Below are 14,268 nucleotides of genomic sequence, written 5' to 3' on the forward strand. Positions count from 1 at the left end.
TTTGAATGATTTATTTTGATAACAGCGCTACTACACAACCAGAAGAGCAAATTCTCGACTCGTTCGTTGAAGCGAATCGGCGCTTTTTTGCGAACCCCGCCTCTCTCCATAAAGCGGGAAAAGAGGCCGAGAAACTGCTCGAGCGTTCCCGCCAACAGATTTTGTCAATTCTAGGAGTACCTGAAGGGGAACTGATTTTCACGTCAGGCGGGACGGAGGCGAATAATTTGGCGGTCATCGGCTTTGCCCATGCACTTCGCCATCGGGGAAATCACTTGATCACGACGGTTGTGGAGCACCCATCCATCTTGCAGGCGTTCGCCTATTTGGAAGGGCAAGGATTCGAAGTCGATTACTTATCAGTTGATCGGGAAGGCGTCATTTCCATAAGCGAGCTGGAGACGAAACTGCGAAAAGATACGATACTTGTCAGCATCATGCACGTGAACAATGAAATCGGAACGGTGCAGCCGATTGAGAAGTGCGCGAAGATCATCCATTCGAATTCGCGCGCCGTCCTCCATTCCGACACCGTCCAAAGTTTCGGCAAGCTTCCGGTTTCATTGCAAGGGGACAGTCCGGATATCATTACAATTTCCGGCCATAAAATACATGGCTTGAAAGGAACGGGCTTGCTGGCAATGAAAAAAGGGCTGAGGCCGCAACCGATCTTACTCGGTGGAGGGCAAGAGGGCGGCTTGCGAAGCGGCACGGCCTCCGCGCCGAATGCAGTGGCACTCGCGAAGGCGATTCGGCTGACGGAATCCGGAAATGATGGGAAAAGATTCAGGGATTGGAGAAAGCGGCTTATTGCCTTTTGCGGTCAATTTGAAAATGTGACGGTGCTGGCTCCCGAACAGGGCGCGCCGCATATTATCTCTCTCTCATTTCATTCCATCAAAGGGGAAGTCGCTGTAAATTTCTTTCAGGAGAATGGCATCATCATCTCCACCTCCAGTGCGTGTTCGTCGAAAAGCAAGCAGGCGAGCCATGTCATCGAAGCAATCCAATTGCCGGAAAAATGGAAGTCCGGTGTAATCCGGATAAGCTTTGGGAAAAATAACAAAGAAGAAGAAATTACTCAACTTGAGCAAACGCTAGTTCGTTTTATAGAGCTATTAAAAAGGGGACAAGAGTAATGCATTGGACCGAAGTATTAATCCGTTACGGGGAAATTTCGTTAAAAGGACGGAATCGGAAAAAATTTGTGGATCGACTGCGTGCGAATATGAAACAAGCATTCAGAGACCTTACCACTGTCAAAATCAAGGCGGAGCGCGACCGGATGTTCCTGACTTCTGATAATGAGACCGAATTGCAGCAGGCAATGGAAAAACTACCATCCATCTTCGGCATCCATTCCTTCAGCCCGATTGCAAAATGCGAAGCCGATTTGGAAGCAATTAAAGAAAAAGCGATTCAAATCATCGGGGATGATGAAACCGAGGGAAAAACATTCAAGGTGGAAATTAAACGGACAGATAAAAGCTTTCCGCTTGTGACCGGGGAATTGCAACAGGCAATCGGAGCCCATGTTTTAACACATTTTCCGGGCCTTATCGTGCAAATGAAAAAACCGGAAATCCTTTTGCATGTAGAAATCCGAGAAGAAGGCGCATTTTTGACATCCAAAGTGTTTAAAGGTGCAGGCGGAATGCCGGTCGGTTCAAATGGCCATTCTCTTCTCATGTTATCCGGCGGGATTGACAGCCCAGTTGCCGGCTATCTGATGATGAAACGGGGCGTATCCCTCGATGCCATCCATTTTGCCAGCCCGCCATTCACGAGCGATCAGGCACAAGAAAAAGTGTTAGATTTGGCGGAACGGCTCAGTTCCTTCGGTGCCGCCGTCCGGGTACATGTCATTCCGTTCACCGAAATCCAACAAACAATAGCGGCTCAAGTTCCAAACAATGTGTCAATGACGACGACTCGTCGGCTCATGCTGCGCATTGCTGATCTCGTCCGGACGGAAGAAAATGCGCTCGCTATCGTGACTGGCGAGAGTCTCGGACAAGTGGCTAGCCAGACGCTGGAAAGTTTGACTGCCATCAATGAAGTGACATCCACTCCGATTTTAAGGCCGCTCATTTCGACTGATAAGCTTGATATCATCAAAATTGCGGAAGAGATCGGAACATACGATATTTCCATCAGGCCTTACGAAGATTGTTGCACGATATTTTCACCATCGAATCCGAAAACGAAACCGAAGTTGGAGAAAGTCGTTTACTATGAAGGATTCACCGATTTTGAGCCGATGATTCAAGAGGCGGTCCGTAATCGGGTCACTTATGAAACGCCTCGATCGGCAACTGATAAATTTGACGATCTATTATAAATCGACTCCTTCGCTGCGCCTTAATTTCTGAGAAAAACGTAGAAGTTAAGGCAAATCGAATTCTTTGCTGTTCGAAAGCTGTGCCTTAATTTCTGCAAAGGTCGCAGAAATACGGCAAATCGCACCCTACGCTGTTCGAAAGCTTGTGCCTTAATTTCTGCAGAAAGCGCAGAAATACGGCAAATCAACCCCTACGCTGGTTGATTTGGAAGTGAAAGCATAAATTTCCACTGACTCCTCCTGCATGATTTTTTCGAAGTCGACCATTCTATTGTCACAAGGAGGTGACAGACGATGCCAAACAACAACAGCGGAAACTCGAACCAACTTCTTGTACCTGGCGTACAACAAGCGCTTGACCAAATGAAGAACGAAATCGCAGCAGAATTCGGAGTAAACCTTGGACCTGATTCAACATCGCGTGCCAACGGATCCGTAGGCGGAGAAATCACAAAGCGATTAGTTCGACAGGCTCAACAGCAAATGAGCGGTTACCAACAATAAGTATGTAAGAAAAGCCGTCCCGAAATTTTTCGGGGCGGTTTTTCGGTGTGCCCGGCATGGGCTATAACTTGGTGGTGAAAGTCCACTACAGGCTTGGCAGTAGGAACTGTTAGCTTAAGGCAAGGGTGTCCACCGTGAGGTGGAATCTGAAGGAAGCCGGCGGCAAAATCCCGAACCGACGGACAGAAACTGCATATGAGGCTGAATTGGAACGGACGAGTTTGCCGTACAAAACAAAGTCCAATACTGCCCGAGTTCCATACAGTAAATGCAGCGGTTACATGGGAGGAAGGTTATAGCTCTTACCCGGGGAGGTCTTACAGGGGTTCCCGACAAGAGGGATGGAATATCCCACAGGAACAAACCGGTCAGTGATGGCAGGTTGAACTGTAAGAAGTCAGCAGAAGCCATAGTAGTCCATAAGGACGAAGGGCTGAACAATAATAATCCTGAAATGAAATGGAGGTAAAGACAGTGCAAAGACCACAGAAAACATCGGCAGATGGCTGGCCGCAAAGGGATAGGTTGGAAACCGAAGAATATGCGGGAGCGTGCAGTCCTGTCTTTACAGAAATGGAGCGACAGGATGGTATCGATTTGATTGATAAAGTAGTCGACATCAACAACCTCTTTAACGCTTGTAAGAAAGTGAAGGCAAATAAAGGGGCGCCGGGTGTCGATGAAATGACAGTAGATGAACTTTTAGGTCATGTAGCCAAATACCGAACCCAACTTATTAGAAAGCTGAAAGACGGTTCGTACGAACCACTGCCAGTAAAACGTGTTGAAATTCCAAAGTTAGATGGGTCAATGCGAAAACTCGGCATACCGTGTGTACGGGATCGAATGGTTCAACAAGCCATCTATCAGGTGATTGGTAAAATCATTGACCCTCATTTTTCGGAGAGGAGCTATGGTTTTCGTCCAAAACGGAATCAGCATCAAGCCATTAAGCAATCCATCACATATTATGAACAAGGTTATAGAGTGGTAGTCGATTGTGATTTAAAAAGCTACTTCGACACCATTAATCATCAGAAGCTGATGGAATATCTAAAAGAGTTCATAAACGACAAGATTGTCCTAAAGTTGATATGGAAGTTTCTAAAGAGTGGCATCCTTGAAGATGGACTTATCAGTCCAACAGAAGAAGGTGCTCCGCAAGGTGGCGTACTCTCCCCGATTCTTAGCAATGTCTATTTGAATCAATTAGATAGGGAACTTGAAAGACGGGGGCATAAATTCGTACGATTTGCGGATGATTTCTGCATATACGTGAAAAGCAGGCGAGCAGGGGAACGTGTTTTGGAAAGCATTACAAAGTTCCTTGAACATGATTTGAAGCTGACAGTGAACCAAGAAAAGAGCAAGGTGGGTTCTCCGGTCAAACTCAAGTTCCTCGGTTTCTGCCTCCATTCCACATCTAAAGGTGTGGGTTGTAGACCACATCACTCCGCAAAAAGTCGATTCAAATCAAAATTAAAGAAAATCACCAAACGGAATCGCCCGGGCCGCTTTGACGAGATTGCCAAAGAAATCAACCAAGTGACAATAGGTTGGATAAACTACTATGGAATTGGCTTTATGAAAAGTTTTATCAAATCCATGGCACAATGGCTGAACCATCGGTTACGTCAACTGATATGGAAACGTTGGAAGAAGATATGGACAAAATACCGTCAGTTACGAAGGCTGGGAATTTTACATGAAGAAGCTTGGAAAGTATCAAATTCCCGAAAGGGATATTGGAGAGTCTCCAAAAGCGAAACTCTACATAAAGCAATCAAAGCAGAAACGCTCACCAAGTGGGGTCTGAAAGACCTGAATCACTTGTATGAGCGTCGATACTTAAGTTATTGAACCGCCGTATACGGAACCGTACGTACGGTGGTGTGAGAGGTCGGGAGCTAATCACTCCCTCCTACTCGATTTTGTACAAGGATAATTCAATTCAGTTTGCCCTAATTTATTAAAAAAATACAATATTTCTTCCAAAATGAAAAATTATTTTGAATTATAGCATGAATCTTTGTATAATTAGGATGATATGAAAAGGGGGAGTTGTGATGAAGCGGGAAGAATTGCTAGCACCGGAGCAATATAATCTGGCGAGCGAGTTCGAAAAATATGCAACGGGGGAAAGCAGAAAGGCACTCATCTATGTGGATGCGCAAGGGGAAGAGAAAGAGGTTACATATGATGAATTGATGGCCTTGGCGAACAAGACTGCAAACGTTTTCACTTCGAACGGACTAGGCAAAGGGGATGTCGTCCTAGTCATGGTGCCCCGTGTCATCGAGGCTTATGTCACGTATATCGGAGCATTGAAAGCGGGCATTGTAGTCATTCCGAGTTCCGAAATGCTTCGAGCGTCGGATATTGAATACCGACTTGCTCATAGCAATGCGAAAGCCATCGTCGCATTTGACGCATTTTCCGATCAGTTCAACGATGTGAAAAATATGGAAGATGTGAAATTATTTTTGATCGGTAAAGCCGGAGAAGGTCAAATTTCATTGACGGAGCAGATGGAATCAGCATCCGCTGATTTTGAAGCACCAGAAATCAAAAGTTCTGATATGGCCTTTTTATCCTACACGTCTGGAACGACAGGCAAGCCGAAAGGGGTTGTCCATACGCATGGCTGGGGATATGCGCATTTAAAGACAGCCGCACCGAATTGGCTTGGCATCCAGGAAGGGGACATCGTCTGGGCCACTGCCGCTCCAGGTTGGCAAAAATGGATTTGGTCGCCTTTCTTATCCGTCTTGGGAAGCGGAGCGACAGGCTTTATCTATAATGCTAAGTTCGACGCCGTCAAGTACTTGGAGATGATCGGTAAATACCAAGTGAATGTTATTTGCTGCACACCGACGGAATACCGTTTTATCGCCAAGGAAGAAAGTTTGGCGAATTACGACCTTTCTTCACTTCGCAGTGCGGTTTCCGCGGGAGAGCCATTGAACCGTGAAGTCATTGACACATTCGATAAACATTTCTCCCTGCAAGTACGGGATGGCTATGGCCAAACAGAGAATACCTTGTTAGTCGGAACAATGATCGGCATGGAAGCACGGCCCGGTTCAATGGGGAAACCGACGCCAGGCAATCGTGTAGAAATCATCAATGAAAACGGGGAGCCGGCTGCAGTTGGAGAAGTCGGGGATATCGCCGTCCATATTACAACGCCGGCTTTATTTAAAGAGTATCTAAATGATCCGGAACGGACGAAAATGCAGTTCCGCGGTGAATATTATGTCACTGGAGACCAAGCGAAAAAAGACGAGGATGGCTACTTCTGGTTTGAAGGACGCGGCGATGACATCATCATCAGCTCCGGTTATACGATCGGGCCTTTCGAAGTTGAGGACGCTCTTACGAAACATCCGGCCGTCCGTGAATGTGCCGTTGTTGGAAGCCCTGATGAAGTTCGGGGAAGCGTAGTCAAAGCGTTTATCGTCCTTCGCGATCCGGAACAGGAAAAAGCGGAAGGCATCGTGGAGGAACTTCAGGAACATGTGAAGCAATTGACAGCGCCTTACAAATACCCACGGAAAGTTGAGTTCGTATCTGAACTTCCGAAAACTAGTTCTGGTAAGATCATGCGTGTGGAATTACGGAAAAAGGAACAACAATAAGGGGAGGAAACCGCCATTCCGGATATTCATCTGGGAAGGCGGTTTTTATCTTCATTCAGTAAAATTCTTTGTTTTGAAAGTGCAAGCAGCTCACTTTAAAGTACGGTGAGAATTGATGTCGGAAAGTGACTTCTGCCGAGATCAAGCCTTTACGCTTTAGTGGGATGGGTATATACTTTGGTACAAGCAACTTACTAGTAGAAGGGGGCGTCGTTATGCAGAGAGAGAGAAACGGTGTCCTTTGGGGAATTGGCGCTTATGTCATCTGGGGATTCATGCCTGTTTATTGGAAAACCTTGCAGCATGTCGGCAGCTTTGAAATTTTAGTCACCCGAATCATCTGGGCGTTCGTCTTTACGGTTTTGCTTGTCGTCCTCATGAAAAATGGGAAACACCTCATACAGGACATGAAAACTCTTTGGCAATCCAAAAAGGATTTTTGGTTCCTTTGTTTAGCTTCAGCGCTTATTTCAGGGAATTGGTTCCTCTACATATGGGCAGTGAATCACGGACATATTGTCCAAACCAGTTTGGGGTATTATATCAATCCCCTTGTCTCCGTCCTATTGGGAATCTTCTTCCTGGAAGAAAAATTGTCGCGTGTCCAACAGCTCGCATTTGCTTTGGCGACAATCGGAGTGATCATCTTAACGTTCTCCTATGGACATATACCCTGGTTGTCTTTTGGCCTTGCTTTCACTTTTGCGATCTACGGCCTCTTGAAAAAGCAAATCCAATTGGATGCCATCCGGGGATTGGCCATCGAAACATTGTTCATCCTGCCTTTTGCCTTGCTCGCGTTCGGGTGGATGACAATTACCGGTCCGACGGCTTTCCTCCAGATTGATGTCAAGACGGATATCCTATTGATCTTGACGGGGATCGCAACTGGACTGCCGCTCATCATGTTTGCCAAGGGAGCCCAGACAATGCCGCTTAATCTGGTCGGCTTCTTGCAATACATCGCCCCGACCCTCATGTTGATCATCGGGGTCGGCCTGTACGGAGAGAAATTTGAAGCGGTCGACTTGCTTTCGTTTTCCTTCATCTGGGCTGCCTTGCTCCTCTTCATGGGTTCCAAGATTACAGAAATCATCCAACAGAAAAAAGCAGCCTCCCATTAGTAACGGGTTCGGAACACGGGGAGAAAACATTAAAGTGCATAGCAAATGGGGACACAATTCACACTTGAATTGGTTCCCTATTTTTGTTGTTATACCAATGTTTAAAGCAATTATCCGTAGAAAATAACAATACAATTGGTAAACCAATTAACAATAACACATAAATTTATGTGCCTCTGCTAATAGCAATGTTAATAGGTTTGTTAATTGGAGGTTGAAAGAATGTTTTAGAAATGACTGAAAACATTGAAGAGAGAAAATTATTTTGTGCTAAAATAAAGATATAAGAAGACGGCTTATTCAACAAACGCGCAAGATTGTTGTAATGACTGATTTCTATCGGAGGGGAATATTAATTGGATATCTTTTTATTAATGTTTGCGTATATAGGTGTTTTTGGTATGCCTATTTTGGGTATTATTTTTTGTCTTAACCTTGTTGAAGTGATAAAGAAAATTAAAAATGAACAGCCGACTGCCACTAATACTTTTTGGTTGACTGCTTCATTCATTTTAATTGTATGGAGTATAGCTTTATTACCGTTGCAAACCATTAATTAAAGAATAGGACGCAATTGTTGAATAATAAGAATGCCCGGCAAAAAAAGCCTGGGCATTTTTATTGCTTTTTACTGTCAATTCTGTTGCTAATCATACGCTAATTCAGTTGTTAATTGGGTTACGTTTTCGTGTTTTCTCCCCATCAACCGAACCCGTTATCCCATTAGACTGCTTTTTTTCTTTATAAATAAATTCGTGCCACTTTTTCCCAAAATGAGTTGTCTTTTAGCTTGACTGTTTTGATCTTTTTGTCGCTTAGCCTGATTTCCACGTCTTCCACTCTTCGAATGCCCATCGCTTCATTGTCCGCCGCCATGGAAGGGAAGTCGTTACCGTCCCGGTGGACGCGCAGTTTCAATCTCCGCGTCCCGCTCATGATGAAAGGAGATCCGAGCGTTCGGAAGGAATTCGTATTGACGGAGGCAAGTTCCGTCACTTGGAAACAAGGAAGCATCGGGTCGACGACAGCCCCGTTCACCGATTTATTGTACGCGGTGCTGCCTGTCGGGGTCGATACGATGACACCATCCCCCAGGAAGGTTTCAAATAATGTATCATCGATGATGATATCCAATGTGAACATCCGGATAATATTGGAGCGGATGCTGAATTCATTCAAACAGTAGAAAGGTTGCCGCCCATCAATCGCTACTTCGATCAGCGGGTACTGTCTCACCTTCAGCTCCGCATTGCGAATCAAGTGTATCATTTCCCAAACATTGTTATAATCGAAATCACAATAAAAGCCCGGCTTGTTGTCTAGTGTGACGCCGGCATATAGGCAATCTTGCCGGAAACCGGTTTTCCGGACGGCTTGCAGGAAAGTGCCGTCATGTCCTAGACTGATGATGATATTGGCCTCCTCATGGGATTCCAGCATCTGAAAACCCTCGTGGATGAGCGCCTCTCGGACTTTAGTTTTTTTAGCCAATGTCTCTTCATCATTTTTACAATAAATATATATATTCGTCCGTTCTGCCATAAATCATTCGTCCCCTTCGGAATATGATATCCCTATTTTAGCATGTTGTGAAACATTTGGGGGAAGTAGAACGTATAGGATGTTGTATAGGAAAAGGAGGAATATTCATGTCTATGAAACGATGGATTGCAATCGTCATCGCGGCGGCGCTTGTCTTCGTCTCGATCGGAGTTACATCGCTTTCTTTTTTATTCACCCGAGATATTGACGGATTCGTCGAAAAGATGATGGCCAGTACATCGCAATATGGAGAAGCGGTTATTGAACCTGGGGTGGGGAATGAAAAAATTGCCGTCATGGCGGTCGATGGGGTCATTCAAGATCTGGGAAGCGCTTCATCCATCTTCCAGCCGGCGGGCTATAACCATGGGTTATTCATGCAGCAGTTGAACGATGTTTTGGAAAATGAGTCGATTAAAGGGATCATTTTGAAAGTCAATTCCCCCGGTGGTGGAGTGATTGAATCCGCGGATATTTATGATGCGATCCGATTGATCCAAGAGGAACGGCAAATCCCTGTTTATGTATCCATGGGAGGGATGGCAGCATCAGGCGGGTATTACATATCAGCGCCAGCAGACAAGATCTTTGTTAATCGGGAAACGATTACCGGATCGATCGGCGTCATTATGGAAAGTGTAAATTATTCCAAGTTGGCGGAAAAATACGGTATCGCGTTTGATACGATCAAGACAGGTCCTTATAAGGATATTATGAGCGGGGCTCGGGAGATGACCGATGAAGAACGGGCCATGCTGGAGGATATGATTGGTGATTCGTACGAACGGTTTGTCGATATTATCGAGGAAGGCCGCGGCATGTCCGAGGCGCAGGTGAAGAAGATCGCCGATGGCCGGATCATGAATGGGCGTCAAGCCATCGAAGCGGGATTGGCCGATGATTTCGGAAAAACGGGTGATGTCATCGCAGCCATGAAGGAGGATCATGATTTGAAAGATGCCACCGTCTTTGAATACACGGCAAAGGACAGTTGGCTATCGCTCTACGGGGTGAAGGCGCGCAATCTTTTCGGCGGCAATGTGGAATCCGAGTTGATCGGCAAATTATTATCCGACTATAACGCACCGCGAATGATGTATCTATACGGTGAAAGATAAGGAGGATGGATGATGACGGAATTTCAAGATTATCGACCGCTGGAACCGGAGGAGAACCAGTTGCCGGTTAAAGCGGAAGATCGTATCGAAACAGGACGATTCCATTTGAAGTACGCCGGTTTCTGGACTAGATTCTGGGCGTATATCATCGATTTGCTCGTAGTTTCTGCCATCTGTGGCATTCTGCTGAAGCCGGCCTTCCATTTGTCGGGCATGGCAATTTCAAATCCGCCTTTCTTTCTGTTCAGCCCATACAAACTTACGGCATTGGCCGTGTTCCTGCTGTATTTCGCGTTGATGACCAAGTTGTTCCGACAAACGATTGGGAAAATGATTTTAGGCATCCGCGTGGATACGAAGGACGGACGGCCTCTCGACTGGGGGACGATTTTGTTCCGTGAAGTGATTGGAAGATTCATTTCCAAGATGATTCTCATTCCGTATCTTCTCGCGGCGCTCATGCCGAAAAAAGAGGCGCTTCATGATTTGTTTGCGGACACGGTTGTCGTCCATGAGGATTCCTATGAAAAGACGGAGGAATTGCCGATTCCGGCAGGTAGTCAATAGTTGCAAGAGGTGTCCTTTATTGAGTATGATAAGATTGACAAGGAGGCGTTTATGAATGGCAAATGTTACATTTAAGAACAATCCTGTTACACTACTAGGAGAAGAAGTGAAGGTCGGGGATACGGCGCCTGATTTCACTGTACTCGCAAATGACCTAAGCCCGGTCACGCTCGCCGATACGAATGGGAAAATCCGTTTAATCAGTGTCATTCCTTCCATAGACACAGGAGTCTGTTCAAAACAGACGCGGACGTTCAACGAAGAAGCGACTTCGCTCGGGGAAGATGTCCATGTGCTGACGATTTCAGTCGATTTGCCTTTTGCGCAAGCCAGATGGTGCGCGGCGGAAGGGATTGAAAACGTCCAAACGTTATCTGATCACCGAGATCTCTCCTTCGGGAAAGCTTACGGGGTCGTCATGGAAGAACTGCGATTACTGGCACGTTCCGTCTTTGTCATCGACAAAGACAATAAGGTGACGTATGTAGAATACGTCAGCGAGGGGACGAACCACCCGGATTATGAAAAAGCGGTAGAAGCGGTCAAACAACTAACAAAATAAGAATACTTAAAACCCACTCGGAGACGGGTGGGTTTTCTTTAGTAGAGGGATCGAAAAATGACAACAAATACGGAGAAAATCTTCGCATACTTGGATACATATGCGGAATCAAGTGAAGAAGTCTATTTGGAAGCGATCAAACAGGCTTGTGAAAAATGGCTGTCAGGTGCCGACAGTCCGGGTGTTACGGAACCAGTACAGAAAGAGGAGATCCGCCGGGGAATCCAATTGGCCATTCTGAAAGGGATGAAACAGGATGTTCAACCCCATCATCAGATGACCCCCGATTCAATCGGGATGCTGATGGGGCATATGGCCGGCAGGCTGGTACAAGGACAGCGGAATATTACGATTCTGGACCCTGCCGCTGGAACGGGGAACTTGTTGTATACCGTCATGGATGCCATCGGAGCAGGTGTGACTGCCACGGCTGTGGAGATTGATGACTTGCTCGTCCGATTGGCTGCGGTGACAGCGGAATTGCTGGAGCACCCTGTCAGTTTCTACGTCCAAGATGCGCTTCGGCCTTTGCTTGTCGACCCGGTTGATATGGTCATTAGCGATCTGCCGGTCGGCTATTATCCGGATGACGATAATGCACTGAATTTTGAGCTCATGCCGTCAGAAGGACATGCGTATGCCCATCATCTATTTATTGAACAATCGATGAATCATCTTAATCCGGGGGGATATGCGTTATTTGTCATCCCGGCAAACTTGTTCGATACACCTCAAGCGTCCGATTTGCACCCTTTCTTGAAGCAGAAAACTGTTATCAGGGCAGTGATCCAGCTACCCAGCTCGTTGTTCAAGCATGCCGTGCATGAGAAAAGCATACTCGTTCTGCAAAAGCCGGATCTGGAACGGCAGCGGACATCCGATGTTCTGTTAGCTAAAGTTCCCAATATGACAGACGCGAAAGCAATGTCCCTCTTCTTGCAGAAAATCGATAGCTGGGTAGATGAAGAAGAGGCCCGTTGATAGTAGGCAACAATGCTGATAAGGGGGAGGAAATGGAATGCGTAGCATTTTAGCTGTAAATGCGGGCAGTTCGTCGTTGAAGTTCCAATTGCTACAGATGCCGGTAGAAAAGGTAGTGGCAATCGGAAGAGTGGAACGGATCGGCTTGCCCGATGGAATTTTTCATATGGAGTCTGACAAGGGAGAAGTCGAAAGGATACTGGACATCCCCGACCATCAAAAAGCCGTGTCCCTATTATTAGAGGCGCTCATCGAGGATCGGATTGTCACTTCCTATGATGAAATCGACGGAATCGGGCATCGGGTTGTCCATGGGGGCGAGGTTTTCAATGACTCCGTATTGATTACGGATGAAGTCGTGGAGAAATTGATAGAGCTCACCAGCTTGGCACCCCTCCATAATCCCGCCAATATTGTCGGGATTCAAGAATTTAAGAAAGCATTGCCCGATGTACCTTCGGTTGCCGTATTTGACACCGCTTTTCATCAAACAATGCCGGAAAGCTCCTTTCTCTATCCATTGCCTTATGAATATTACGAGAAATACGGCATCCGGAAATACGGTTTCCATGGTACGAGCCATAAATATGTGACAGAACGGGCAGCTCAAATTTTAAATAGGCCCCTCCAGGATACGCGCCTCATCTCTTGCCATCTAGGGAACGGTGCCAGCATCGCGGCGGTGGAAGGGGGCAGGTCGCTGGATACATCGATGGGCTTCACCCCGTTGGCGGGTGTGACGATGGGAACCCGCTCTGGAAACATTGACCCGGCCCTCATTCCGTATATCATGGAGCAAACGGGGAAATCCGCAGAGGAAGTGATCGATGTGCTGAACAAACAATCCGGCATGTTGGCAGTTTCCGGGTTTTCCAGCGATTTACGGGATATTGAAATCGAAGCGACGAAAGGCAATCAGCGCGCACAACTGGCGCTGGACGTATTTGCGGACCGCATCCATAAGTATATCGGTTCCTATGCTGCCAGGATGGGCGGCGTGGACGCCATCCTTTTCACCGCCGGAATCGGGGAGAATAGTACGGTCATCCGCCGTAAAGTGTTGGAAGGCCTGGAGTTCATGGGTGTGTACTTCGATCCGGATTTGAATAAAATCAGAGGGAAAGAAGGCTATCTCAGTTTTCCATACTCTCCTGTAAAAGTGCTTGTGATTCCAACAAACGAAGAAGTGATGATTGCCCGGGATACGGTGCGTGTGGCTGGTCTTACTGCCTTGAAATCATAACCGAAATTAGATTTGTATAACCTTTCCAGAGTTCTGATAACTCTTGGGGAGGTTATTTTTTATTGCTTAGGCAATTTTAAAATTCAGGCATGTGGATACCCGCTTTTGTATAGCTGCATCCTAAGCGTTTCAGTAGTTTGGAGACACCTTCGGGAGTATAGGTTTCATCCAATTCCTGTTCAATCCATACAGCCACGAGTGGAAGGGTCCACGTGTATTTCGCTTTAAAGCCGACATCAACAGGTCGACGATTCGCCACCACGTCAGTTAAGGACCAATCCTTTTTTGATAGTTATCAGTTCTATACCCAAAAAGGTGGTTCCGATTCATTGGTTTGTTCTATATAGACAATTTGTTGAGTAGAAGTTAAAGGAGAAGACGCAATTTCATAAAACTCGTTTCAGAGGGAAAAGAAAACAGGTGTATCTGTTTCTTCGGCAAATTCTTATTTGAGACTTGCGAAAGAAGATGATTAAACTTCGTATAAATATGGACAATTATGCTGTGAGATATTATGACAAAACAAAATCAATTCCCCAAATAAAGATTATATAAAAACTTGACTAGAGATACGAAAAGCATCTCCTTCAAGTTGGTGTATTGATCATTAGAGGGGATACCTTGTAATAATATTCATTGTTTGAGTGA

At 46.0% G+C, this 14,268-nt stretch carries 14 protein-coding genes; 12 read left to right on the forward strand and 2 right to left on the reverse strand.

Annotation, left to right across the window (positions count from 1 at the left end):
- The first annotated feature begins 5 nt into the window (after positions 1-5).
- The 7 genes from MKY41_RS01045 to MKY41_RS01075 all read left to right on the forward strand — a co-directional run bounded on the left by MKY41_RS01045 (position 6) and on the right by MKY41_RS01075 (position 8,167).
- Complete coding sequence (locus MKY41_RS01045) at positions 6-1,139, forward strand: cysteine desulfurase family protein (RefSeq protein WP_340743289.1); 1,134 nt, start codon at positions 6-8, stop codon at positions 1,137-1,139.
- On the forward strand, positions 1,139-2,341 hold the full coding sequence (gene thiI / locus MKY41_RS01050) for a tRNA uracil 4-sulfurtransferase ThiI (RefSeq protein WP_340743290.1): 1,203 nt from the start codon (positions 1,139-1,141) through the stop codon (positions 2,339-2,341). The genes MKY41_RS01045 and thiI overlap by 1 nt, the downstream gene beginning before the upstream one ends.
- A gap of 294 nt (positions 2,342-2,635) precedes the next feature.
- On the forward strand, positions 2,636-2,845 hold the full coding sequence (locus MKY41_RS01055; protein WP_041075588.1) for an alpha/beta-type small acid-soluble spore protein: 210 nt from the start codon (positions 2,636-2,638) through the stop codon (positions 2,843-2,845).
- Positions 2,846-3,319: 474 nt separating this feature from the next.
- The gene (ltrA, locus tag MKY41_RS01060; RefSeq protein ID WP_445683293.1) at positions 3,320-4,705 is read left to right on the forward strand and encodes a group II intron reverse transcriptase/maturase; all 1,386 of its coding nucleotides are present in this window, start codon (positions 3,320-3,322) and stop codon (positions 4,703-4,705) included.
- Positions 4,706-4,911: 206 nt separating this feature from the next.
- Positions 4,912-6,483 carry an acyl-CoA synthetase MbcS gene (mbcS, locus tag MKY41_RS01065; protein WP_340743291.1) on the forward strand — a complete coding sequence of 524 codons (1,572 nt, stop codon included), beginning with the start codon at positions 4,912-4,914 and terminating at the stop codon, positions 6,481-6,483.
- A 215-nt stretch (positions 6,484-6,698) separates the two neighbouring features.
- Positions 6,699-7,607 (forward strand): EamA family transporter RarD, encoded by a 909-nt coding sequence (gene rarD / locus MKY41_RS01070; protein ID WP_340743292.1) that lies wholly within the window; start codon positions 6,699-6,701, stop codon positions 7,605-7,607.
- A gap of 356 nt (positions 7,608-7,963) precedes the next feature.
- Positions 7,964-8,167, forward strand: a complete 204-nt coding sequence (locus MKY41_RS01075) for a hypothetical protein (protein ID WP_340743293.1) — start codon at positions 7,964-7,966, stop codon at positions 8,165-8,167.
- A 181-nt stretch (positions 8,168-8,348) separates the two neighbouring features.
- On the opposite strand, the gene MKY41_RS01080 is transcribed toward MKY41_RS01075, so the two are convergent.
- Positions 8,349-9,149, reverse strand: coding sequence for an NAD kinase (locus tag MKY41_RS01080; RefSeq protein WP_340743294.1), 801 nt, complete (start codon positions 9,147-9,149; stop codon positions 8,349-8,351).
- A gap of 107 nt (positions 9,150-9,256) precedes the next feature.
- Between MKY41_RS01080 and sppA the strand changes: the two genes are divergently transcribed.
- From sppA to MKY41_RS01105, 5 genes are read left to right on the forward strand one after another with little or no spacing between them, the layout of a single operon-like run.
- Positions 9,257-10,267, forward strand: coding sequence for a signal peptide peptidase SppA (gene sppA, locus MKY41_RS01085; protein WP_340743295.1), 1,011 nt, complete (start codon positions 9,257-9,259; stop codon positions 10,265-10,267).
- A gap of 12 nt (positions 10,268-10,279) precedes the next feature.
- Complete coding sequence (locus MKY41_RS01090; protein WP_340743296.1) at positions 10,280-10,834, forward strand: RDD family protein; 555 nt, start codon at positions 10,280-10,282, stop codon at positions 10,832-10,834.
- Between the two features lie 55 nt (positions 10,835-10,889).
- Entirely contained in the window at positions 10,890-11,396 is a 507-nt protein-coding gene (gene tpx / locus MKY41_RS01095; RefSeq protein ID WP_041075576.1) for a thiol peroxidase, read from the forward strand.
- Between the two features lie 57 nt (positions 11,397-11,453).
- Positions 11,454-12,377, forward strand: coding sequence for a class I SAM-dependent methyltransferase (locus tag MKY41_RS01100; protein ID WP_340743297.1), 924 nt, complete (start codon positions 11,454-11,456; stop codon positions 12,375-12,377).
- Positions 12,378-12,414: 37 nt separating this feature from the next.
- Complete coding sequence (locus MKY41_RS01105) at positions 12,415-13,620, forward strand: acetate kinase (protein WP_340743298.1); 1,206 nt, start codon at positions 12,415-12,417, stop codon at positions 13,618-13,620.
- 76 nt (positions 13,621-13,696) lie between these two features.
- Here MKY41_RS01105 and MKY41_RS01110 read toward each other — a convergent pair whose 3' ends face one another.
- The gene (locus tag MKY41_RS01110) at positions 13,697-13,882 is read right to left on the reverse strand and encodes a helix-turn-helix domain-containing protein (RefSeq protein ID WP_340743299.1); all 186 of its coding nucleotides are present in this window, start codon (positions 13,880-13,882) and stop codon (positions 13,697-13,699) included.
- Positions 13,883-14,268 lie beyond the last annotated feature (386 nt).

The organism is Sporosarcina sp. FSL W7-1349 (genome assembly GCF_038003045.1).
Classification (GTDB): Bacteria; Bacillota; Bacilli; order Bacillales_A; family Planococcaceae; genus Sporosarcina.